At 58.6% G+C, this 22,295-nt stretch carries 25 protein-coding genes; 17 read left to right on the plus strand and 8 right to left on the minus strand.

Translation table 11 applies throughout. The features are described from left to right. The first annotated feature begins 203 nt into the window (after positions 1-203). The 5 genes from lldP (at position 204) to yniD (ending at position 4,503) form a co-directional block, all read left to right on the plus strand. Positions 204-1,853, plus strand: coding sequence for an L-lactate permease (gene lldP, locus QMM04_RS01510; RefSeq protein ID WP_282995512.1), 1,650 nt, complete (start codon positions 204-206; stop codon positions 1,851-1,853). Then, positions 1,850-2,635, plus strand: a complete 786-nt coding sequence (gene lldR / locus QMM04_RS01515) for a transcriptional regulator LldR (protein WP_282995513.1) — start codon at positions 1,850-1,852, stop codon at positions 2,633-2,635. Before lldP ends, lldR begins: the two co-directional genes overlap by 4 nt. Further along, the gene (lldD, locus tag QMM04_RS01520) at positions 2,635-3,825 is read left to right on the plus strand and encodes an FMN-dependent L-lactate dehydrogenase LldD (RefSeq protein WP_088516211.1); all 1,191 of its coding nucleotides are present in this window, start codon (positions 2,635-2,637) and stop codon (positions 3,823-3,825) included. Before lldR ends, lldD begins: the two co-directional genes overlap by 1 nt. 62 nt (positions 3,826-3,887) lie before the next feature. Further along, the gene (locus QMM04_RS01525) at positions 3,888-4,316 is read left to right on the plus strand and encodes an OsmC family protein (RefSeq protein ID WP_141496676.1); all 429 of its coding nucleotides are present in this window, start codon (positions 3,888-3,890) and stop codon (positions 4,314-4,316) included. A 79-nt stretch (positions 4,317-4,395) separates the two neighbouring features. Next, a complete protein-coding gene (gene yniD / locus QMM04_RS01530) occupies positions 4,396-4,503 on the plus strand; it encodes a small membrane protein YniD (protein WP_021507251.1) in 108 nt (35 codons plus the stop codon). 111 nt (positions 4,504-4,614) lie between these two features. Here yniD and QMM04_RS01535 read toward each other — a convergent pair whose 3' ends face one another. Both QMM04_RS01535 and QMM04_RS01540 read right to left on the minus strand, forming a co-directional pair. After that, entirely contained in the window at positions 4,615-4,854 is a 240-nt protein-coding gene (locus QMM04_RS01535) for a hypothetical protein (RefSeq protein WP_021507249.1), read from the minus strand. A gap of 111 nt (positions 4,855-4,965) precedes the next feature. Further along, positions 4,966-5,289, minus strand: a complete 324-nt coding sequence (locus QMM04_RS01540; protein ID WP_127833729.1) for a hypothetical protein — start codon at positions 5,287-5,289, stop codon at positions 4,966-4,968. A 58-nt stretch (positions 5,290-5,347) separates the two neighbouring features. Between QMM04_RS01540 and QMM04_RS01545 the strand changes: the two genes are divergently transcribed. The 5 genes from QMM04_RS01545 to QMM04_RS01565 all read left to right on the plus strand — a co-directional run bounded on the left by QMM04_RS01545 (position 5,348) and on the right by QMM04_RS01565 (position 9,220). Next, the gene (locus QMM04_RS01545; protein ID WP_021507248.1) at positions 5,348-5,533 is read left to right on the plus strand and encodes a hypothetical protein; all 186 of its coding nucleotides are present in this window, start codon (positions 5,348-5,350) and stop codon (positions 5,531-5,533) included. Positions 5,534-5,740: 207 nt separating this feature from the next. Continuing rightward, positions 5,741-6,049, plus strand: a complete 309-nt coding sequence (locus QMM04_RS01550) for a PTS sugar transporter subunit IIB (RefSeq protein ID WP_031279665.1) — start codon at positions 5,741-5,743, stop codon at positions 6,047-6,049. A gap of 88 nt (positions 6,050-6,137) precedes the next feature. Continuing rightward, positions 6,138-7,454: a PTS sugar transporter subunit IIC gene (locus QMM04_RS01555; RefSeq protein ID WP_021507246.1), complete on the plus strand. Its 1,317-nt coding sequence runs from the start codon at positions 6,138-6,140 to the stop codon at positions 7,452-7,454. Beyond that, entirely contained in the window at positions 7,454-7,768 is a 315-nt protein-coding gene (locus tag QMM04_RS01560; RefSeq protein ID WP_010618140.1) for a PTS lactose/cellobiose transporter subunit IIA, read from the plus strand. The genes QMM04_RS01555 and QMM04_RS01560 overlap by 1 nt, the downstream gene beginning before the upstream one ends. A 12-nt stretch (positions 7,769-7,780) precedes the next feature. Further along, positions 7,781-9,220, plus strand: a complete 1,440-nt coding sequence (locus QMM04_RS01565) for a glycoside hydrolase family 1 protein (protein WP_215480055.1) — start codon at positions 7,781-7,783, stop codon at positions 9,218-9,220. 51 nt (positions 9,221-9,271) lie between these two features. Here QMM04_RS01565 and QMM04_RS01570 read toward each other — a convergent pair whose 3' ends face one another. Beyond that, positions 9,272-10,651: an NAD-dependent succinate-semialdehyde dehydrogenase gene (locus QMM04_RS01570; RefSeq protein WP_021507244.1), complete on the minus strand. Its 1,380-nt coding sequence runs from the start codon at positions 10,649-10,651 to the stop codon at positions 9,272-9,274. 152 nt (positions 10,652-10,803) lie between these two features. Here QMM04_RS01570 and QMM04_RS01575 point away from each other — a divergent pair, with 152 nt between their 5' ends. Further along, a complete protein-coding gene (locus QMM04_RS01575) occupies positions 10,804-11,691 on the plus strand; it encodes a LysR substrate-binding domain-containing protein (RefSeq protein WP_127833733.1) in 888 nt (295 codons plus the stop codon). On the opposite strand, the gene QMM04_RS01580 is transcribed toward QMM04_RS01575, so the two are convergent. Together QMM04_RS01580 and QMM04_RS01585 are read right to left on the minus strand one after the other, a co-directional pair. Further along, positions 11,686-12,705 (minus strand): LacI family DNA-binding transcriptional regulator, encoded by a 1,020-nt coding sequence (locus tag QMM04_RS01580; protein ID WP_262258096.1) that lies wholly within the window; start codon positions 12,703-12,705, stop codon positions 11,686-11,688. The two genes, QMM04_RS01575 and QMM04_RS01580, sit on opposite strands and share 6 nt — an antisense overlap. A 93-nt stretch (positions 12,706-12,798) precedes the next feature. Then, positions 12,799-13,446, minus strand: a complete 648-nt coding sequence (locus tag QMM04_RS01585; protein ID WP_021507241.1) for a type II CAAX endopeptidase family protein — start codon at positions 13,444-13,446, stop codon at positions 12,799-12,801. Positions 13,447-13,981: 535 nt separating this feature from the next. Here QMM04_RS01585 and QMM04_RS01590 point away from each other — a divergent pair. Beyond that, complete coding sequence (locus QMM04_RS01590; protein WP_211726364.1) at positions 13,982-14,281, plus strand: I78 family peptidase inhibitor; 300 nt, start codon at positions 13,982-13,984, stop codon at positions 14,279-14,281. 250 nt (positions 14,282-14,531) lie between these two features. Continuing rightward, positions 14,532-14,849, plus strand: coding sequence for a hypothetical protein (locus QMM04_RS01595; RefSeq protein WP_021507239.1), 318 nt, complete (start codon positions 14,532-14,534; stop codon positions 14,847-14,849). Between the two features lie 12 nt (positions 14,850-14,861). Here the strand turns inward: QMM04_RS01595 and QMM04_RS01600 are convergent, their stop codons facing one another. After that, positions 14,862-15,113, minus strand: coding sequence for a biofilm development regulator YmgB/AriR family protein (locus QMM04_RS01600; RefSeq protein WP_021313231.1), 252 nt, complete (start codon positions 15,111-15,113; stop codon positions 14,862-14,864). A 393-nt stretch (positions 15,114-15,506) separates the two neighbouring features. On the opposite strand from QMM04_RS01600, the gene QMM04_RS01605 reads away from it, so the two are divergent. Beyond that, positions 15,507-16,805 carry a multidrug efflux MFS transporter gene (locus QMM04_RS01605; protein WP_058757990.1) on the plus strand — a complete coding sequence of 433 codons (1,299 nt, stop codon included), beginning with the start codon at positions 15,507-15,509 and terminating at the stop codon, positions 16,803-16,805. Here QMM04_RS01605 and QMM04_RS01610 read toward each other — a convergent pair. Next, positions 16,738-19,824, minus strand: coding sequence for a beta-galactosidase (locus QMM04_RS01610; RefSeq protein ID WP_282995515.1), 3,087 nt, complete (start codon positions 19,822-19,824; stop codon positions 16,738-16,740). The two genes, QMM04_RS01605 and QMM04_RS01610, sit on opposite strands and share 68 nt — an antisense overlap. 489 nt (positions 19,825-20,313) lie before the next feature. After that, positions 20,314-20,466, minus strand: a complete 153-nt coding sequence (locus tag QMM04_RS01615; protein WP_193750246.1) for a hypothetical protein — start codon at positions 20,464-20,466, stop codon at positions 20,314-20,316. Between the two features lie 18 nt (positions 20,467-20,484). On the opposite strand from QMM04_RS01615, the gene iraP reads away from it, so the two are divergent. The 3 genes from iraP to lpxO all read left to right on the plus strand — a co-directional run bounded on the left by iraP (position 20,485) and on the right by lpxO (position 22,241). Further along, positions 20,485-20,739 carry an anti-adapter protein IraP gene (gene iraP / locus QMM04_RS01620; protein WP_021507236.1) on the plus strand — a complete coding sequence of 85 codons (255 nt, stop codon included), beginning with the start codon at positions 20,485-20,487 and terminating at the stop codon, positions 20,737-20,739. 85 nt (positions 20,740-20,824) lie between these two features. Then, entirely contained in the window at positions 20,825-21,130 is a 306-nt protein-coding gene (locus QMM04_RS01625; RefSeq protein ID WP_058757988.1) for a PsiF family protein, read from the plus strand. A 199-nt stretch (positions 21,131-21,329) separates the two neighbouring features. Beyond that, complete coding sequence (gene lpxO / locus QMM04_RS01630; protein WP_282995516.1) at positions 21,330-22,241, plus strand: lipid A hydroxylase LpxO; 912 nt, start codon at positions 21,330-21,332, stop codon at positions 22,239-22,241. The last annotated feature ends 54 nt before the right edge of the window (positions 22,242-22,295 follow it).

Genomic DNA, 22,295 nt, shown 5'->3' on the forward strand with positions numbered 1-22,295 from the left:
TGTAGCCACATGGTCACATAACACGAAAAATCACGCCTGCCGCGTTGCTTTGGGTTAACAATGCATTAACTATCTGGAGCCAGAAAGCCCGTCAGCCGCAATTTGGTCCTACCAATTGTGGTGCGGAACCGGGCAACAATCTGCGGCGCACGCCTGCTTTTGCCGATGCGCCGCATCCCTCTGGTGACCTCTGGAGAAACGGCATGCAGGTGTGGCAACAAGACTACGATCCGCTCAACAATTTGTGGCTATCCAGCCTGGTGGCGGTGATCCCGATTGTTTTTTTCTTCTTCGCGCTGATTAAGCTCAAGCTGAAGGGCTATCAGGCCGGTACGATCACCGTGGTGCTGGCGCTGCTGGTGGCGCTGTTGCTGTACGGCATGCCTGTGCCCCAGGCGCTGGCGTCGGTGGCGTATGGTTTTTTATACGGTCTATGGCCGATTGCCTGGATCATCGTGGCGGCGGTGTTTGTCTACAAGATCTCGGTGAAAACCGGCCAGTTCGATATCATTCGCGCCTCGATTCTCTCCATCACGCCAGATCAGCGTTTGCAGATGCTGATCGTCGGCTTTTCGTTTGGCGCGTTTTTAGAGGGCGCGGCAGGCTTTGGGGCACCGGTGGCGATCACCGCCGCACTGCTGGTCGGGCTGGGCTTTAATCCGCTCTATGCCGCCGGCCTGTGCCTGATCGTCAACACCGCGCCGGTGGCATTCGGCGCGATGGGAATTCCGATCATCGTCGCCGGTCAGGTCACCGGGCTGGACAGCTTCCAGATTGGCCAGATGGCGGGACGCCAGCTGCCGTTTCTCACCCTCATCGTGCTGTTCTGGATCATGGCGATCATGGATGGCTGGCGCGGCATCAAAGAGACCTGGCCGGCGGTGATGGTGGCCGGCGGCTCGTTTGCCATCGCCCAGTACCTCAGCTCTAACTTCCTTGGCCCGGAGCTGCCGGATATCATTTCGTCGCTGGCTTCGCTGATCTGCCTGACGCTGTTTCTGCGCCGCTGGCAGCCGGTGCGCATCTTCCGCTTTAAAGAGCCCGCGCCAGAGGCTGCGCCCTCAGAGACACAACGCTACACGCTGGGGCAGATTGTGCGTGCCTGGATGCCGTTCCTGTTCCTGACCGCGACCGTTACGCTGTGGAGTATTCCGCCGTTTAAAGCGCTGTTCGCCAAAGGCGGCGCGCTGTATGAGTGGGTATTTAGCGTACCGGTGCCGCTGCTGCACGAGCTGGTGGCACGCATGCCGCCGGTGGTGAGCGCAGCAACGCCGTATGCGGCGCTGTTCAAATTTGACGTGGTTTCCGCTACCGGCACTGCGATTTTGCTGGCGGCGGTGATTTCGGTGATTTTCCTGCGTATGAAGCCGGCGGCGACGCTGCGCACCTTTGGCGAAACCCTGAAGGAACTGGCGCTGCCGATCTATTCCATCGGCATGGTGCTGGCCTTTGCGTTCATCTCAAACTACTCCGGGCTGTCGGCCACGCTGGCCCTGGCGCTGGCGCACACCGGCCAGGCCTTCACCTTCTTCTCGCCGTTCCTCGGCTGGCTGGGCGTCTTTCTGACCGGCTCCGATACCTCTTCTAACGCGCTGTTCGCCGCGCTGCAGGCGACCACCGCGCAGCAGATTGGTGTGTCGGATGTGCTGCTGGTGGCCGCCAATACCACCGGTGGCGTCACCGGTAAAATGATTTCGCCGCAGTCGATCGCCATCGCCTGCGCCGCCGTGGGGCTGGTGGGGCGCGAGTCCGATCTGTTCCGGTTTACCGTTAAACACAGCCTGATTTTTACCTGTATGGTCGGCGTGATCACCACGCTGCAGGCGTATGTCTTTACCTGGATGATTCCATGACTGAACCCACACCGCGGCTGGCGGATACGCTGCGCGCGCGTCTTAGCGCCTGGATTGAAGAGCATCAGCTGAAACCCGGCATGCGTTTACCTTCGGAGCGTGCGCTGGCCGCCAGCTTCGGTGCGTCGCGCTCGTCGGTGCGTGAGGCCATCCAGCAGCTGATCAGCAGTGGCGTGCTGATCAGTAAACGCGGCGGTGGCACCTGGCTGTGCGAGCCGCAGGAGCCGTGGTCAGAACAGCGCATCGTCGAGCCGATTCGCCAGCTGCTGGCCGCCGATCCTGACTACCGCTGGGATATTCTTGAGGCGCGCCACGCGATTGAGGCCAGCACCGCCTGGCACGCCGCGCAGCGCGCCACCGAGGCGGATAAAGAGCGGCTGCGCTATGCCTTTGACGCGCTGATACAAATGAACGACTGCGACGATCCCGAACTGGCCGCGCAGGCGGATCTGCGCTTCCACCTCGCCATTGCCGAAGCCTCGCATAATCTGGTGCTGCTGCAGACCATGCGCGGATTTTTCGATCTGCTGCAATCCTCCGTGCTGCACAGCCGCCAGCGTATGTACACCCAGCCGGTGATTTTCAACCAGCTCAACGCCCAGCATCAGGCGATGTTCGATGCGGTGATGGCGGGCGACGCCGACGCGGCGCGCCAGGCGGCGATGGATCACCTCGGCTTTGTTCACACCACCATGAAAACGCTGCATGAAGACGAAGCGCGCCAGGCCCGCATCACGCGGTTACCGGGCGCCACGCAGGCTACCCGTAAGGAAGACAACTGATGATTATTTCTGCTGCCAGTGACTATCGCGCCGCGGCGCAACGTATCCTGCCGCCATTCCTGTTTCACTATCTGGACGGCGGGGCCTACGCAGAACATACCCTGAAGCGCAACGTGGCCGATCTCTCTGACGTGGCGCTGCGTCAGCGCGTGCTGAAAAACATGGCTGAGCTGAGCCTGGAAACGCGGCTGTTCAATGAAACGCTGTCGATGCCGGTGGCGCTGGCGCCGGTCGGCCTGTGCGGCATGTACGCGCGACGCGGTGAAGTGCAGGCGGCGCGTGCGGCAGCGAATCGCGGCATTCCGTTTACCCTGTCGACCGTGTCGCTGTGCCCGATAGAAGAGGTGGCACCGGCGATTAACCGTCCGATGTGGTTTCAGTTGTATGTGCTGCGCGATCGCGGCTTTATGCGCAACGCGCTGGAGCGGGCCAAAGCGGCAGGCTGTTCGACGCTGGTGTTTACCGTCGATATGCCGACGCCGGGCGCGCGCTACCGCGATGCGCACTCCGGCATGAGCGGCCCGCATGCCGCGCTGCGCCGTTACTGGCAGGCGGTCACCCATCCGCAGTGGGCGTGGGATGTCGGGCTGCACGGGCGTCCGCACGATCTCGGCAATATCTCCACGTACCTCGGTAACCCTACCGGGCTGGAAGATTATATCGGCTGGCTGGCGAAAAATTTCGACCCGTCGATCTCGTGGCAGGATCTGGAGTGGATTCGCGAATTCTGGGAAGGGCCGATGGTGATCAAAGGCATTCTCGACCCGGAAGATGCGCGCGATGCGGTGCGTTTTGGCGCCGATGGCATCGTGGTCTCCAACCACGGCGGACGTCAGCTGGATGGCGTGCTGTCGTCGGCGCGCGCGCTGCCGGCCATCGCCGACGCGGTAAAGGGCGACATCACCATTCTGGCCGACAGCGGCATTCGTAACGGGCTGGATGTGGTGCGCATGATTGCGCTGGGGGCTGACAGCGTGCTGCTGGGACGCGCGTTTATCTATGCGCTGGCGACGCACGGCCAGCGCGGCGTGGAGAATCTGCTGAGCCTGGTTGAGAAAGAGATGAGGGTGGCGATGACGCTGACCGGCGCGAAAACCATTGCGGACATCACGCAGGATTCGCTGGTGCAGGCGAATGCGCTGCTGAGCGAAGCCGGGCTCAGCCCGGCGCGCCCGCACGCGGTGCGCTAAGCCAGGCAAAGCGCCGGCTCTTGTCTATACTGAATAGCTGTCTGACTAACAGGAGGAATGACATGACCATTCATAAGAAAGGATCGGCCCATTGGGAAGGCGACATCAAAGGCAAAGGCACGGTTAGCACTGAAAGCGGCGTGCTCAGCAACCAGCCATACGGTTTTAACACCCGTTTTGAAGGCGAGAAGGGCACCAATCCGGAAGAGCTGATTGGCGCGGCACACGCCGCCTGCTTCTCCATGGCGCTGTCGCTGATGCTGGGCCAGGCCGGTCATCCACCGAAAAGCATCGACACCACCGCCGATGTTTCACTGGACAAAAAGGGCGACGGCTTCGCCATCACCAAAATTGCCCTCAACAGCACCATTGCGCTGCCGGGCATCGATAATGCCAAATTTGATGAAATCATTCAGAAAGCCAAAGCCGGCTGCCCGGTGTCTCAGGTGCTGAATGCCGAAATCACCCTCGACTATACGCTGAATAATTAATCGCCCTCACGGGTGACCAGCGGTAGACTATGCGATGCGCCTGCGGGCGCATCGTTGCTTTCTGCTGTCTGGAGGAGACGTGGCAAAAAAACTGGCTGCGACAAAACACTGGAAGATGATTGTGGTGTTGCTGTGCATCTGCGGCGCGCTGATGCTGATTCGCTGGGCGGCGATGATATGGGGCTAAAGGATTGGGTATGCCGCCACAAGCTCGGGGTGCTGGTGATGATTATTCTGGTGCTGGAACTGGTGCACTACCTGCTGACAGCCTCGTGGCTGCCGTGGCAGTTCTGACGCCTCAGGCATATTCGCCGTCATGCTCATGCTGGCGCAGATTGCGCACGCTGCTGCGCGCAATGCGGTAGGCCTTGCGCGGATCGCCCGCGACAAATTCAAAGGTGGGCGAATAGTAAAACGGCAGCCAGCCGCCGAAGCCGCTCTCCCACTCCCAGCGCACCGGACAGGGCCAGAGAATGCCGTCATACAAAATGTAATAAACCCAGCGTCCGTTGGGACGACGGGGGCGAGTTTTTTTCATGGGATTCACAACTGTAATAGTGTAAAGCAGCTTATATTTTGAACGCTGCGGGCCCAGGTTGCAATGCCGTCTGGCTGTTTTTTATGCAATTGATGACGCACTGGCACCGAATTAACGGTGCACTTCCCCACAAAGCAGCACCACGTTCGGCCGGACTTTATGGATGCGATCGGCCATCTGTTCGCAGGCCACTTTCGTGGGGTAAATCCGCTCCGACACCGGCAGGGCATCACAGGCATCGTGGCCGCAGGCGCTCACTAACAAGACAAAACCAATCAACATAACCGCCTCCTTCTGCACCATTCCCGTGGTACGGAATGCGTGGCTGTGTGTTCCTTTTTTTGATCCAGTATAGCTAAACGCCTCAGGCGTCAATGAACAGCCTGAGCGGCTTTTTTGTCCGAACAGGATGATGATAACCAGCGCCGCGCCCATTAGCAGCACAATCTGGGCTAAACTGTGCGGCACTGACAACAATAAGGAGTGATATCTGATGTCTCATGAAATTGCCCATCCGGCCAGCAGCCCAAAACAGGCCGCCCTGCAACTGGTCATCGAACTGGTGCGCGCCGGTAAACTGAGCCCGCTGCACGGCGATGCCTCCAATATGATCTCCATCTACGAACAGTTCAAGGCACACTTCGAAGCCGACAAGCAAAAAGATTCCGCCATCTCCTGACGTTCTGCCCCGGTGGCGCGCTGTGTCTGGCCGCGCCACTGTTCCCCGACTTTCACATAATCTCTTCCGTTTATTATTGCATCCCGATTAAATTTGCAGCGCGCTTTTTGATATTTCTCACAGATCCGTAACGCAAATCTGAAACCGGTTGCAGAAAATCTTTAGCGCGGGTATTCGTTAATTAAACCCCACACTGAGGATTGAATGATGCCAAAGATTTTACTCTGCTGCGCCGCCGGGATGTCCACCAGCATGGTGGTGCAGAAAATGGAGAAGGCCGCCAAAGAGAAGGGCGTCGAGGTTGAGATAAAAGCCGTTGGCATTGAAGAGTTTAACGATCAGATCGCGAACTTTGACTGTTGCCTGCTCGGGCCGCAGATTAAATACAAACTGGCGGACTTCCAGCCGCTGGCGCAGCAGCTAAATAAGCCTATCACTGTGATTAATAGCATGGATTACGGCATGATGAATGGCGCGAAAATATTAGATGATTCGCTAAAGCTGATTCACGCCTGACGATTGTTGCGAAAATAAAATAATTGTTTACGCCTGTGCGCCAATGCACAGGCTTATTCTGTTGTTGCCTGATGCAAGGAGCTCGCCGATGAGCAGCATAAGCGAATCGTTATTTGGTGTGATTGAAAACCGCATCAGCCCGCTGGCCGGACGCCTCTCCAGCCAGCGCCATGTGATTGCCATCCGCGATGGATTTATTGCCTCGATGCCGTTTCTGATTGTGGGCTCGTTTATGCTGCTGTTTGCCCATCCGCCGTTCTCAGCTGACAGCTCATGGGCGTTTGCCCAGTGGTGGCTCGGTATGGTGCGCGCGCATGAAGCGCAAATCATGATGCCATATAACATGACCATGGGCATCATGGCGCTATATATCGCCAGCGCCATCGCCTATAACCTGGCGAACAGCTACAAAATGAACGGCTTTATGGCGGCCAGCCTGGCGCTGATGGCGTTTCTGGTGGTGGCCGCGCCACAGAGCAACGGCACGCTGCCGGTTGGCTCACTCGGCGGCGAGGGCATTTTCACCGCGATTCTGGTGGCGCTGTTCGCCACTGAGCTGATGCACTTCCTGCAAAAGCACAACATCGGCTTTAAGCTGCCGGAGCAGGTGCCGCCCAAAATTCGTCAGTCGTTCGATCTGCTGATCCCGATCATCGCCATCTTCATCACGCTGTTTCCGCTCAGCCTGTGGGTGCAGGCGCAGTTTGGCCTGCTGCTGCCGCAGGCGATCATGGCGCTGTTCGCACCGATTATCTCCGCCTCGGATTCGTTACCGGCGGTGCTGGTGGCGGTGCTGCTGTGCCACATGCTGTGGTTCGCTGGCATTCACGGTGCGGTGATTGTCGGCGGCATTCTGCAGGCGTTCTGGCTGACTAACCTTGGCCTCAACCAGCAGGCGCTCAACGCCGGTGAGCCGATCACGCACGTGTTTATCGAGCCGTTCTGGCAGTTTTTCATCGTTATTGGCGGCTCCGGTTCCACCATGGGACTGGTGCTGCTCTACCTGCGCAGCCGCTCGGCGCATCTGCGCTCGATTGGCAAGCTGAGCATTGTGCCCAGCATGTTCAACATCAACGAGCCGGTCATCTTCGGTTCGCCGGTGGTGATGAATCCGATTCTGTTCATTCCGTTTATCTGCGCGCCGTTAGTCAACGCCACGCTCGCCTGGACAGCCACCAAAACCCACCTGATTAACCACGTGGTGTCGCTGGCCCCCTGGACCACGCCGGCACCGATCGGGGCGGCCTGGTCGACCGGCTGGGACTGGCGCGTCATCGTGCTGATTGCCGTGCTGGTAACCATCGCCACGCTGATTTACTACCCGTTTTTCAAAATTTATGAGCGGCAACTGCTGCAGCAGGAGCTTGAGCAGGCCGCCGCAGCGCAACCGGTTAAGGAGGCATGATGGAAATTGATGAGAGCACGGTCATGGAACTGATTATTCAGGCGGGAGAAGCGCGCTCCTGCTCGATGGAAGCGCTGCGCGCGGCGCGGCGCAAAGAGTGGCCACGCGCCGATGCGTTGCTGAGCGAAGCCAGCGAGGCGGCCAGAGCCGCGCACCGTATCCAGACCGAATTGATCGGTGCTGACGAAGGCTGCGGCAAAATTCCGGTCAATCTGATCATGGTGCATGCGCAGGATCACCTGATGAACGCCATGCTGTGCCGTGAACTGGCGGAAGAGATCATCCAGCTGCGGCGCGAGCTGGCTGCAGACTAACAAGGAGGCAGTATGCAACATCCTAACCCCGGTGCGTTTCCGCACGGCTTTCTGTGGGGCGCTTCAACCTCGGCGTATCAGGTTGAGGGCGCCTGGAACGTAGACGGCAAAGGGCCGTCGGTGATCGATAAAGGCCATTTTCCTGAGGGGATGACGGATTTCACCGTCACCAGCGATCACTATCATCGCTTCCGGGAAGATATCGCGCTGCTGGCGGAGCTGGGCCTGAAAACCTATCGATTCTCCATCGCCTGGAGCCGCATCTATCCGCAGGGTGACGGCGAGCTGAATCCGGCGGGCATTGCGTTTTATCAGCAGCTGATTGATGAAATTTGCCGCCACGGCATTGAGCCGCTGGTCACGCTCTATCACTTCGACCTGCCGTGGGCGCTGCAGCAGGATGGCGGCTGGTCAAACCGGCGCACCGTGGCCGCCTTTGAGCGCTTCGCCATCACCTGTTTCGAGCACTATGGCGACCGGGTGAAATACTGGCTGACCATCAATGAACAAAACATGATGATCCTCAAAGGCGAGGTGATTGGCACGCTGCCGGCCGGCACGGTGGATGCGCAGAAGACGCTGTATCAGCAGAACCACCATATGATGCTGGCGCAGGCCAAAGCGATGATTGCCTGTCACCAGCGCTTGCCGCAGGCCAAAATTGGCCCGGCACCGAACATCTCCTGTATCTATGCCGCCAGCGCCAGACCGGAAGATGTGCTGGCCGCTGATAACTTTTCAGCGATCCGCAACTGGCTCTACCTCGACCTGGCGGTACACGGCCATTACAACAACGTGGTGTGGGCGTTTCTGCAGCAGCGCGGCTGGCTGCCGCACATTGAGGCGGAGGATATGGCGACCATCGCCGCCGGTCAGCCGGACTTTATCGCCTTCAACTATTATGCATCGGCCACCGTCAGTGCTGACATGCCTGAGGTCGCGCGCGGTGAGCTGAACAGCAAGCAGCAGGCCGACCAGCAGATGGCCGGCATCGACAAATCGGTGTACGTCGGCTGCAACAATCCGCATCTGCAGCAGAATCAGTTTGGCTGGTATATCGATCCGGTCGGTTTCCGCATTACCGCGCGCGAGATCTACGCACGCTATCGCCTGCCGCTGATTGTGACAGAAAACGGTCTGGGTGCGTTCGACACGCTGGAGGCGGGCAACAAAGTGTATGACGACTATCGCATTGCCTATCTGCGCGAGCATATCACTCAGCTGCGGCTGGCAATTGCCGATGGCGTCGAGCTGTTTGGCTACTGTCCGTGGTCGGCCATCGATCTGGTCAGCACTCATCAGGGCATCAGCAAACGTTACGGCTTTATCTATGTTAACCGCGATGAACACGATCTGCGCGATCTGGCGCGCTATCGCAAGAAGAGCTTTTTCTGGTATCAGCAGTTGATCCGCAATAACGGCGCACAGCCTGATGCGGAGGTGGAATACTAACGCGCGGCACGGCGGCATCCCGGCTGGGTCGCCGCCGCGCCAGCAGCGTGATTAGCGGTGTTGTCCCGCCATCAGCACATATTTTACCTGCACATACTCCTCAATACCGTAATGGCCGCCCTCGCGGCCGTAGCCGGAGTGCTTGATACCGCCAAACGGCACTGACGCCGTACCGACTGAGCCGGAATTGAGGATCACCATGCCGGCTTCCAGTTTTTTCGACAGGCGGAAAGCGCGGCCAACGTCCCGCGTCCACGCATAGGCCACCAGACCGTATTCGGTGTCGTTAGCGCAGCGAATCACCTGCTCTTCATCACTGAAACGGTACAGGGCAAATACCGGTCCGAAAATCTCGGTGTTGTGCACGGCAAACGAGGCGTCCAGATCGCACAGGATGGTCGGCTCATAGAACAGCCCGCCCTTCGCGTGTGGCTTGCCGCCGAGGCGCAGCGTCGCCCCCTGTGCTACCGCATCATCCACCAGCGCGGTGACTTTATCGAGCGCCATGCGGTTAATCAGCGGGCCAACCACAAATTCCTGCTGCATACCCTGATCGACGCGGATCTCACTGACTGTTTTCACCAGTTGCTGCACAAAGGCATCGTAAATCGCGTCATGCACAAAGATGCGGTTAGGCGAAATACACACCTGGCCGGAGTTACGCAGTTTGGCGCTGACCAGCCCGGCCACGCTCTCTTCCAGTGGGCTGTCGGCGAACACGATAAAGGGCGCGTTGCCGCCCAGCTCCATAGTCATCTTTTTCAGCGTGGCCCCGCACTGCTGCGCCAGCAGCTTGCCGACGCGGGTAGACCCGGTGAAGGAGATTTTGTGGATGCGCGTATCGCTGGTAAAAGCTTCGCCGATGGCTTGCGGATCGCCGGTTACCATCTCAAACACGCCAGCGGGAATACCGGCCTGACGGGCATACTCCAGCAGTTTATACGCGGTAAGCGGCGTCTCTTCTGCCGGTTTGATGATCATGGTGCAGCCTGCGGCCAGCGCGGTAGCAATTTTGCGGGTGATCATCATAAACGGGAAGTTCCACGGTGTGATGGCCGCGGTCGGGCCGACCGGCTCTTTTACCACCAGCACGGAGGCGTTAGCATCGTGCGACGGCAGGGTATCACCGTTGACGCGTTTGGCCTCTTCCGCATACCACTCAATAAAGCCGAGACCGTACTCGATTTCGCCCAGCGCTTCGCTCAGGCATTTGCCGTTCTCCCTGACCATCAGTTCAGCAAACAGGTGCTTATCGGCGCGTACCAGATCGTACCAGCCACGCAGCAGGTCGCTGCGCTGTTTCGCGCTTTTTGCCGCCCATGCCGGAAACGCGGCACAGGTGCGATCGATAGCGGCCGCGACCTCGTCGTGGCGCATGAACGGTGCTTCGCCGACGAGGCTGCCGTCGGCAGGATTGGTGACTTTAATCATTCCAGTGTGCTCCAGTGTCAGAATCAATGTGACAACCTGGCAGTCAGCGTTATCGGGCTGGCTGCCGCTGTGCAGAAATGATGCGCGTCTGGCCTTTTCGCCACAATCGATTAAAATTGCTCCATCATTGAGAAAAACTGAACGGTTAACTGATGCGTGATTTGCCACCCCTGAATGCCTTGCTGGCGTTTGAATATGTCGCCCGTAGTGGCAGCGTGCGGGCAGCGGCTGATGGCCTGTCGGTGACGCCAGGCGCGGTGAGTCGTCAGATTCGTCTGCTGGAAGAGTACTTTGGCACGGCGCTGTTTCAGCGTCAGGGGCGCGGGCTGGTACTGACGCTGCCCGGCAATGCCTATTTTCTGCAAATCAGCCAGCACCTCGACGGTATTCGCCAGGCGAGCGCCACGCTGCAGCGCAATGCCGGCCGCACGGTCATCCGGCTGCACTCCTTCACCACGTTCGCCACCCGCTGGCTGATTCCGCGGCTGGCACAGTTTCAGCTGGCGCATCCGGCGATTGACGTGCGCCTGACGACCGCGTCGGAATGGGACGATACGGTGGATTGCGACGCGGCGATTCGGCTTGGTGACGGTACGTGGCCGCAGCAGCACGCCACGCCGCTGGTGAAAAACGTGCTGGTGCCGGTGTGCCGTCCGACGGCTGACCGGCGCGCCAGCATGCATCTGGCCGGGCTGGCGCAGCATACCCTGCTGCTGGTGCGCGGACGTCCTGATGACTGGCAGCGCTGGTGCGAAGCATTTGGCGTGGAAATGGACGCGCTGCCGCACCGGCGGCAGATGGAAAGTTCGGCGCTGGCCTATCAGGCCGCCATTGAAGGGCAGGGGATTGCGCTGGCGCAGCGCGTGCTGGTGGAAGCGGAGCTGAAGGCGGGCACGCTGATCGCCATGGAGGATTACCAGCTGGACTGTGGCCGGCACACCTATTACCTGGTGCGCCCGCAGGAGAGTGTTAAGGCTGCTACGCTACAGCAGCTGGAGCAGTGGCTGGTCACGCAGGATGACGGCGATCAGGCGTTATGAACGGCGAAATGGTCCATCTGCCACGGAGGCGCGCTCAATCAGCCGTCCGCTGAACGGCGGCAGGGGCGCAATCGCTTCGCCCTCCAGCATCGCCACCAGCTGCGCCAGCGTGTGCTGAATCATCTCCGCCACCGGCACGTGAACCGTCGTGAGCGGCGGCAGGAAAAATTCGGCCATGCGAATATCATCAAAGCCCATCAGCGATACATCCTGCGGCAGCCGTTTGCCCGCCGCATTCAGCGCCAGCGCGGCACCAATCGCCATATCGTCATTGCTGGCCATCAGCGCACTGAAGGGTACGCCGGCACTCAGCAGCTGGCGTGCCGCCGCCTGACCACTCTCCGGCGTCCACGCGCCCGGCAGTACGCGCGCCGCTTCATACGGCAACTGATGATCGGCCAGCGCCTGCTGATAGCCAGCCAGACGCGCGGCGGCGGTGGGCGATCCCGCCAGTCCGGTGATAAACGCGATGTCATGGTGACCGCGCGCAATCAGGTAGTTCACCGCATCACGGGTATTTTGCTGGTGCGAAGCCCAGACGCAGTTCGCCGCGTGCTGCGTCAGACGGCGGTTAACCACCATGATCGGGATATCGTGCTGGTCGATGATCGCTTCCAGCGCGGCGGTGTCGAGAAAACGCGGGTAGATAATGATGGCGTCGCAGCGCAGATCGAGCAGAAACTCAATTGCCGCGCGCTCATCATCAGCGCTGGTTTTGCCATCGGCGAGGATCAGCTGGCGGCCATAGTTATTGGTCAGCGTGGCCGTCTGGTACAGCAGCTCGCTGAAATAGGGGCCGTTAAACAGCGAATGGGTGACGATCAGGCCGATATTCTGCGATTTTTGCGTCGCCAGACTGCGCGCCAGCAGATTCGGGCGGTAGCCGGTTTCCTCAATCGCCTGAAACACTTTCTGCTGCGTGGATTTGCTGACATAGCGGTTGCCCGCCAGCACGCGCGACACGGTGGCTTTAGAAACGCCCGCTTTGCGGGCCACATCCAGCATAGTAATCATCAGCGCTTCGACCATCATTCCTGCAGGCTAAAAAGCGATAGTACCTGAAAATGCAGGGAAATTAATGGCATCGTTAGCAAACAGTGAGGGGGATCAGGCGTAGAACCAGGCGGGCAGGATGGCGATCAGGTTATTCAGCGTATGCAGAAAAATCGGCAACGCCAGGCTGTTGCTGCGCAGACGCGCGTAGCACAGCAGCAGCGAGAACAGCGTCAGCGCAACGATGGTTTCCCAGTGCACGTACTGCGTGTGCAACGCGGCGAACAGCAGCGATGTGAGCAACATGCAGGCAAAACGGCTTTTGGGCGCCCACAGCAAAAACGCCTGCAGCAGAAAGCCGCGGAACAGCACCTCTTCAAACACCGGCGCCAGCAGCACGGCGGTGAGCAGCAGAATCAGCATTGAACTGCGTCCCTGCTGGCTCTGTTCAATCAGCCAGCCTTCCGGCTGCAGGAACTGCGTTTGCGCCACCATCAGCACAAACAGCGCGCCGATAAACAGCAGTGCCTGGCCGGGGCGCAGAAAGCCCAGAGGAATGTCGCTGCGGCGCTGGCAGTAGAAACGGTACAGGGGATAGATCACGGCAAATTCAAACAGGCACAGCACCGGCACCAGCAAGCCGTTATTGCGCAGCGTCCCGTAATTGGGAAACAGCGTAATCAGCATGGTCACGAGGTAATAAACCACAAAGCTACCCACGTAAAACAGGGTCAACGTAACTTTGTCGGATTGGGTGTCCATAGGCGACTCAGCGGGCAGAGGAAGACGCATAGTAGCAACGGCGATCGGTGCTGTCGAGGTGCGTTTGCGGAGATTTTCGCCGGTTCAGATACGCCACAATCGCGCCGCTAACCGACCGCCTCATCGCAGGCGATGCGCGGCATGGTAGCTTACGCTTTCATCTGGCGAGCAGCAGGCGGAGAGGGAATCGAATCACTTATCTGGCGCGGAGGATGCCGCTGGCACCGTTTGGTGCGCAACGGCAGAGAGAAAATTAACGAGGCTTAACGCACCCGGACGGCCACGAAGGTCATCACGATGGCGAAGCCGATAAAAATAGCCAGTTCCATCATTATCTCCTCAGAAAAGTCTTAGATAATTGTAGCGTCTGCGCGGGTGATTTTTAGACACAGCGTGCGATTAATCCGAAAATGTGAGCAGAAAATCGCGCCTTTTGTCACGCAATGCGACCAGTCTGCTGGAAAAATTTTCGCATCGGCGGCACGCTTTGTTACTCTCAGGAACCCGCTTGTTCATTATCCAGGAGGAGAAAATTGTGAACCATTATGGAAAAGCGCTGCTGCTGACGGCGATGCTCGCCTTAACGGCCTGTCAGTCAGCCAGTAAAACTGACAGCAGTAACGCCGTCAGCCACGATCCGGAAACCGACCAGTGCGGTGCCTCGCAGTATCAGAACTACCTCGGTCAGCCGCTGAGCGCGCTTGATACCCAGCGCTTTGCCGTACCGGTGCGCGCGATTCCGTGGAACGGCGCCGCCACCATGGACTTCAATCTGCGCCGCCTGAATTTCCTCGGCGATCAGAACGGGAAAATTTCCCGGGTTTACTGCGGGTAACACCAAACGGACACGGCATTGTCATCGGGCTGTCACGGCGGCGGGCGAGGATAGCTGCGCATTACGGAGATTTCCTCGTCACTCTCGAATATGCAATGCTCGTCTTGTTTCTTCCCGCTACGGCGGGAATTTTTTTCGCTATAACCTGCCTGCTGCGCCATATTGCCTCCGCCATAGCGCGCGATGAATCGCGGTTTTGCGGCGCCTGGCGTACAGGCAGCAATAACAGACTGACCTTACAGGAGTGACGATGAAATACCTGACCCGAACGCTGTGTTTGACGCTGCTGCTCAGCCCGCTGGCGCAGGCCTCAAGCGAGGCGGCATGGCAGCAACACGATAAAAACCTGCAGCAGGCATGTGTGCAGGCCAGCGGTCTGAAAGCGGTGAAAGTGGTGGGCAAGCCGATCATGTACGACGACAGCGTTGGCTACGATGCGCTGTTGCTCGAAGGCCGCTATCCGCAAAAGCACATGAAAAATCAGCTGGGGCGGGAACTGTGCCTGTATCAGCGTCAGAGCGGTAAAGCAGTGGTCAGCGAAGCCGACCAGCTGCGGGTGGTGAAATAATCTCCGGGGCCGCTATTTTTGCGGCCCTGCTTCTAACAGCTGCGCCAGCAGGTTGCGGTAACTCTGCAGGCGCTGTTCATCGCCTTCCACTTCCAGCCGGGTAATCACGCGGGCAATCACCGCTTTATTGGTGGCGGGCTGGCCATCATCCATCAGCTCGCGCATGATGGCGGCCAGCAAATCGCTCTCGTGTGGCGCGTGCCAGGCGGGGCTGTTGAAATAGTCGGTAATCGCCCGACTGGCGCTGTCATGGTGCGTTCTCATAGCCGACCTCCGCAGAGACAACGAAGCCTGCCACCCACGACGGGCAGCAACTGAAAACCTGAATTAAGCATGCGGACTGTCCAGGACGGGCAGCGCCTCGCCAGTGATAACTGGTGATTTTTTAAACATAGATGCGGTGTGGAATATTGTCAGTAACGAATCGTCATATTTTTTCACGTTTGCCGTCTCTCGCGATGCGCTTATCGGGTCTTATGCCAGGTAACCGCACATAAAGACACTACAAAAGTGAGGCATTGCCCTATTTGCTGTGAGCAGAATCACGCCCGGCAGCGAAAAACTGCGTTTTCATCCGCATGCCATGTTTTGCCGTCCGGTAATGTTACGAGGTTGTTAGACTGAACCCTCGTTTCATTTTTTCTGACATCTGCGCTCATGCTACGCTCCATCGAATCCTGGAAGATCAATCTGATATCCGTCTGGTTTGGCTGCTTTTTTACCGGCCTGGCCATTAGTCAGATCATTCCTTTCCTGCCGCTTTACGTGGAAGAGCTGGGTATCCGTGGCGGCAACGCGCTCAGTATCTGGTCAGGCCTGACCTTCAGTGTCACCTTTATTGTTTCTGCCGCCGTGGCGCCGCTGTGGGGCAGCCTTGCCGATCGCAAAGGGCGCAAGCTGATGCTGCTGCGCGCTTCGTTTGGCATGGGCGCGGTGATTCTGCTGCAGGCGTTTGTCACTCAGGCGTGGCAGCTGTTGCTGCTGCGCGCGCTGATGGGACTGACGTCCGGTTATATTCCCAACGCCATGGCGCTGGTGGCCGCGCAGGTGCCGCGTGAGCGCAGCGGCTGGGCGCTGAGCTGCGTGTCGACCGGACAAATTGGCGGCGTGATCCTCGGGCCGATGATTGGTGGTCTGCTGGCCGACTGGCTGGGCCTGCGCATGGTGTTTATCGTTACCGCGGTGCTGCTGATGGTCAGCTTTCTGGTGACGCTGTTTCTGATTAAGGAGACCGGCTACACGCCGGTGAGCAAGCAGGACAAACTGAGCGGGCGTGAGGTGATGCGCAGCCTCGATAATCCACGCCTGATGTTCTGCCTGTTCGTCACCACCATGGTGATTCAGATGTGTAACGGCTCGGTGAATCCTATCCTGACGCTGTTCGTGCGTGAGCTGGCGCCGGATGCGCAGAATATCGCGTTTCTCAGTGGTGTGATTGCCGCGCTGCCCGGCGTGTCGGCACTCATCGCCGCACCGCGTCTCGGCAAACTCGGCGATCGCATCGGTACCCAGCGTATTTTGCTGGCGACCATGATCGCCTCGCTGCTGCTGCTGATTGCCATGTCGTTTGTCACCAGCGCCACGCAGCTGGGCGTCCTGCGCTTTCTGCTCGGCTTTGCCGATGGCGCGATGATGCCGGCGGTGCAAACCCTGCTGGTGCGTCACTCACGCGATAACGTCACCGGCCGTATTTTTGGTTATAACCAGTCGTTCATGTACCTCGGTAACGTCGCCGGACCGCTGCTGGGCGCAGCGGTCTCAGCCGCCACCGGTTACCGCTGGGTATTCTTCGCTACCGCGGTCGTCGTCCTGCTCAATGTGCTGTTGCTGCAGCGCTTCTATCGCCGGCCAAAAACCGAGCTGAAACCCCTTAGCCCGGCGGCCGCCGCTAAACCGGCTGACGCAGCGTCAGCGCATAGTGCCAGCGCCGCTGAGAAAGCAAAAACTCCGGGCTGACGCTCGGGCTCCACGAATCGTCGCCGCCGACGCCCATATGGAAGCCGTCGAGATGCAGCCAGCAGCCGGGTTCGTCCTGCAGCAAATGGCGGTGCGAGGTGGCGCGCAGCTGCTCAAGGCTGTGGCGGCTGAGCGAGAAGGCAAAGTCGCCGCTGATCTGCCAGCTGCCGCTATCCAGCTGGCGCGTGCCGCAGCGCAAGCCATTCTCACCCGGAAAGACGTAGCCGGTGCTGAGCGCCGCCAGCGGCAGCTGCCAGCGTGAAAACTGCGCCGCCAGCTGGCGATCCGGATAGTTTTCATGAGGCCCCAGTCCCAGCCAGCTCACCTGGTGCGGGACCTGAGCCAGCTGGCAGCGCAGGCCGATGCGCGCGGGCGGCGGCAGACCGGCGGCCTGTTGTACATCGACGCTGATAGTCAGTTCGCCATCGCCGCTAATGCCATAACGCTTATGGCTGGTAAACAGGTGCTGACCCTCACCCAGTACGCGATGCCAGGTTTCAATCTGCACGCCGTGCTGCAGGCTGTCGACCTGCATCGTCAGCAACTCTGTTTGCAGCCGATCATAGCCCGCGCGTTTCCAGCGCTCGACCCAGGCGTTAGGGTCGATATTGGCAGCTTCGCTGGTGCCGATATCATTATCGATCGGTGCGCGAATAAAGCACTCCTCCAGCGGTGTCAGCATGGTTTCACGATCGTTCACCCACCACTGCAGCAGCGCGCCGCTGCGGCGACAGAAGTGCCAGCGCTGCGTGGGCAGCACCACCGCCACCAGATTGTGATTGGTTTCCAGCTGGGGCGCGCAGGCGCTGAGCGGCGGCAACGTAACCGGCAGTGCGGCCGGCAGCGCCCACTGATCCCAGGCCACGCGATGATCCGCCTCAGACCAGGGCGTGGCGGCGATCTGATGCACCGCGAGGTTGAGCCACGCTTCACCCTGCAGCGCTTCAGGCGCGGGCACGGTAAAGGTGTGGCTGCCTTCGGCATCGAGATCCAGCACCCATTCACCGCGCGCGAGGGGTACACCGTCCTGCTCAATCCACCAGCGCAGCCGTTCGTTGTCGCTGCGGCGGAATAAATATTCGCTGGTGACGGTCACGCGATACGCATCGCCGGGATCGCGCGTAAACCGGAAAAACTGCTGGGCGCGCTGTGCTTCAAACAGCGCCGGATGCGGCGTGCGATCGGCAAACACCAGCCCGTTCATGCAGAACTGGCGATCGTTGGGCGTGTCACCGAAATCGCCGCCGTACGCCTGCCACGGCTGGCCGTGTTCGTCATAGCGCGTCAGGCTTTGATCGACCCAGTCCCAGACGAAGCCACCCTGCAGCCGCGGAAACTGGCGAAATGCCTGCCAGTATTTGGCAAAGCCGCCAAAGCTGTTTCCCATCGCATGGGCGTATTCACACAGGATCAGCGGACGCGCTTCATCCGGCAGGCTGATCCATTTTTTCAGTGACCACTTCGGCACCGCCGGGAAGGGCTGGTCCTGATCGACGCGCGCATACATCGGGCACAGAATATCGGTGGCCGCCGTGTTGGCACCGCCGCCCTCATACTGTACCGGGCGCGTGCTATCGCTGCTTTTCACCCAGCGGTACAGCGCATCGTGCGTGCTGCCGTGGCCGGACTCATTGCCCAGCGACCAGATGATAATGCAGGCATGATTACGATCGCGCTGCACCATGCGCGTTACGCGTTCGCTATAGGCGGCAAACCAGCGCGGGTCGTCGGAGAGGCGGTTCATCGGCTGCATGCCGTGCGTTTCGATATTGGCTTCGTCAACCACGTACAGGCCGTACTCATCGCACAGCCGATACCACAGCGGATGGTTAGGATAGTGAGCGCAGCGCACCGCGTTAAAGTTGTGGCGCTTCATCAGTTCAATGTCCTGACGCATGCTGGCTTCATCCACCACCTGACCGCGCTCGGGATGGTGCTCATGACGATTAACGCCGCGTATCAGCAGCGGCTTGCCGTTGAGGCACAGCTGGCCGTGCTCAATGCTGACGCGTCGGAAACCCACATCATAAGCTTCGGCTTCGATCACCTCGCCGGCATCATCAAGCAGCGTAACGACCGCGCGGTAGAGATGAGGCGTTTCGGCGCTCCACAACAGCGGTTGCAGTACCGGCAACACCAGCAGGGTGCGTTCCGGATAGTGGCCACGTTCATCAATGATGACGCTGCCCGGCGGCTGTTCGTGCTGCGCAATACAGTCGCCGTTGCGCCATAGCGTGACGCGCACCCGACACTGACTGAGCGGGCGCGCGCCGGCATGGATTTTGACACTCACCCGTAAATCGCCGCGCAGATATTCCGGGCTGAGCGCAGTTTCGATCTGCACATCGCTCAGGCGGGTGTCCGGTTTGTGCAGCAGCGTCACGTCGCGGAAAATACCGCTCATGCGCCACATGTCCTGATCTTCCAGATAGCTGCCGTCGCTCCAGCGCAGCACCATGACCGCCAGACGATTGTTTCCCGGCTGCAGCACGTGGCTGAGATCAAACTCGGCGGGTAAGCGGCTATCCTGCGAATAGCCCATCCACTGTCCGTTGCACCACAAATAAAAGGCCGAGCTGACACCATCGAAGATGATGCGCGTCTGTCCCTGGCTTAACCAGCCGTCATCAACTTTAAATGTGAGCGAGTAACATCCGGTGGGGTTCTCGCGTGGCACTAAAGGGGGATTGACCGGAATGGGATACTGCACGTTGGTATAAATGGGCGCGTCGTAGCCGTGCAACTGCCAGTTGGCAGGCACCGGCAGCGTTGCGGCGTCCGGTAAATCCTGTAGCAGCCAGTTGTGCGGCACCGCTTCCGGCGCGGTAAAATAGCTGAAGGCCCACTGACCATTCAGCCGCTGCTGCGCAGGTGAGGGATGGCCATCGCGCGCGCTGACTTCATCGCGCCAGCTGGCAAACGGTGGATGCGCGTCCAGGCGATGCAGGCTGGTGATAACCGGGTTTTCCCAGTCACGGCGCGCCAGCACTTCACTCAGAGAAACAGCCGCTAAGGTCATAGTGAGATCTCATTAATTGTATTGCGCTCACATTGCGTGAAATGGCGTTAGCTGTAAAGACGCAGCGCGCAATTTTGTTACTGCGCGCACAGCGAGCAGCACTGACGTTTGCGGCACAGCGTTCGCTGTAACTTAAGCTGGTGTATTGCGCGGTCTGTGAGGCTTTTTTAGCGGTTTCTTGCCACTAAAACGTTAAGCGTGGTGAGGAGGCATGAATAGCGCCGGGTTGCGGAGCATTCTGTATTGTCGTGTTAACTGCCGCTTCATACACTCAGCGCAATTTCAGCAACCTGAGGTCAATATGATCCGTATCGTTAAGCTCGCTGCCGTTGTGGCGCTGGTGTCCGCGTTAAGCGGTTGTCTTTTTCCCCCGCCGGGCGGCGGCGGAGGAGGTTGGGGTGGTCCTGGCGGTGGCGGTCCCGGCCATGGGTATCAGGGGCCGCGTTAATTTAGCGCCAGCGCATAATTAATGCAGCGATGCGAAACGTTTTATCTGCGGCGTATTTTGTCAGTGAAACGTTTCGCCGTTATATATTGAATTTCAGCCACTTTTTTTACGCTTCGGCTAACCATTATTTTTCCTTTGCCCGGCAAAAATTCTTGTTGTTTTAATCCTGCCAATGCTAATTTTTGTTTTCCCATTCTGACTGAGTCCATCGCATGAAAAACCTGATTGCGGAACTCCTGCTCAAGCTGGCAGAAAAAGAAGAAGAGTCTAAAGAATTAGTGGTCCAGGTTGAGGCGCTGGAAATCGTGCTCACCGCCATGCTGCGCAGACTGGATGCCGCCCAGGTTAGCGACATCGCGGCGGGTATTGATCGCGCGATGCCGCCCGCCGCTTCCGTGCAGGAAAATCCGGACGCGCTGATGCTGCGCAATTACGTCGAAAAGTTGCTCAACCACCCGCGCGAATAATCCCGCCGTACGCGCATAGATTTTTTTCCGCTTTGCTTATTCCGTGCCATGCTTAACAGGCAATAATCACACGGAGAAACCGGCAATGAAATCGTGTCTTGTGGCAATAATGGCAGCAGGCCTGCTGCTGGCTGGCGGTGCGGGCGCGGCGGAGAAAACCGCGCAGCAGGAAAAAATGACGCTGTGTAATCAGCATGCAGGCGCGCAAAATCTGAAAGGCGATGCGCGTAAAAGCTTTATGAGCGAATGCCTGAAGAAAGACAGCAAAATGGGCAATATGACGCCGCAGCAGATGAAAATGAAAAGCTGTAATAGCGAAGCAGGAGAGAAAAAACTCAGCGGCGATGCGCGTAAAACCTTTATGAGCAGCTGTCTGAAGAAGAGTGCTTAAACCTCTGGCGGCCTGCGGGCCGCTTTTTTGTGTCCGCACTCGCAGGGTTAATGCGCGGGGTATTTTTTCTGTCATAAACGGCACGCGTTGCCAAAACTTTACAAAATCCTTACATAAAATTCCATTTCTCCTCATCCAGTCTCTCTGACGCTTAACCGTGGCCAGAGCGGCTTTACGTGCAACATAAGGAACCTGTTGTATGGTCGCTGCGATCATTATTGGTGTATTTATTGTTAGTGTGCTTTACGCCCACTCACGCGGCGTGGAAAAGCAAAAGTTTTCCCGTCAGTTATTTGATCACTCCACTTTTATGGCGCCGATCAATATGTTTATGACCGGGCTGTCGCGACTGCCGGCTAAACAGCCCTATTTTCCGGTTGAGGATTTTCCTGAGCTGCGTCAGCTGACCGATAACTGGCAGGTGATTCGCGATGAAGCCATTCGCCTGCAGGATCACATTAAAGCGGCGCAGACGCATAACGATGCCGGATTTAATACCTTCTTCAGGCGTGGCTGGAAGCGTTTCTATTTAAAATGGTATAGCGATGCGCATCCGTCAGCGCGCGAACTCTGTCCGGTAACCACCGAACTGGTGAGCAACATTCCCGGCGTTAAAGCGGCCATGTTTGCTGAACTGCCGCCGGGCAGCCATCTGGGCAAACACCGCGATCCTTATGCCGGTTCGGTGCGCTATCACCTCGGGCTGCAAACGCCCAACGACGATCGCTGCTTTATTGAAGTGGATCGTCAGCGCCACAGCTGGCGCGACGGTCAGGCGGTGATCTTCGACGAAACTTACGTGCACTGGGCGCAGAATGAAAGCGAGCAGACGCGTATCATCCTGTTTTGCGATATCGAGCGGCCAATGAAATGGCGCTGGGCGCAGGCGGTCAACCACTGGGTGGGCTCGACGCTAATGTCAGCAGCGGCATCGCCCAACGACGAAAACGATCGTACCGGCTTTCTCAACCGCATCTTCAAATACGTTTATGCGCTGCGCGATGCCGGTCAGAACCTGAAGAAACGTAATCGCCGGTTGTATTACTGGGTCAAACATGGACTGATTGTGGCGATTTTCGCGCTGATCATCGTGCCCAGCGTCTTCTTGTGATCCTTTCGTGCCGCTTAAAACGGCGGTTTAACAGTCAGTTAACCGCCGTTTCGC

This window comes from Pantoea sp. Pa-EAmG (genome assembly GCF_030024295.1).
Lineage (GTDB): Bacteria > Pseudomonadota > Gammaproteobacteria > Enterobacterales > Enterobacteriaceae > Pantoea > Pantoea dispersa.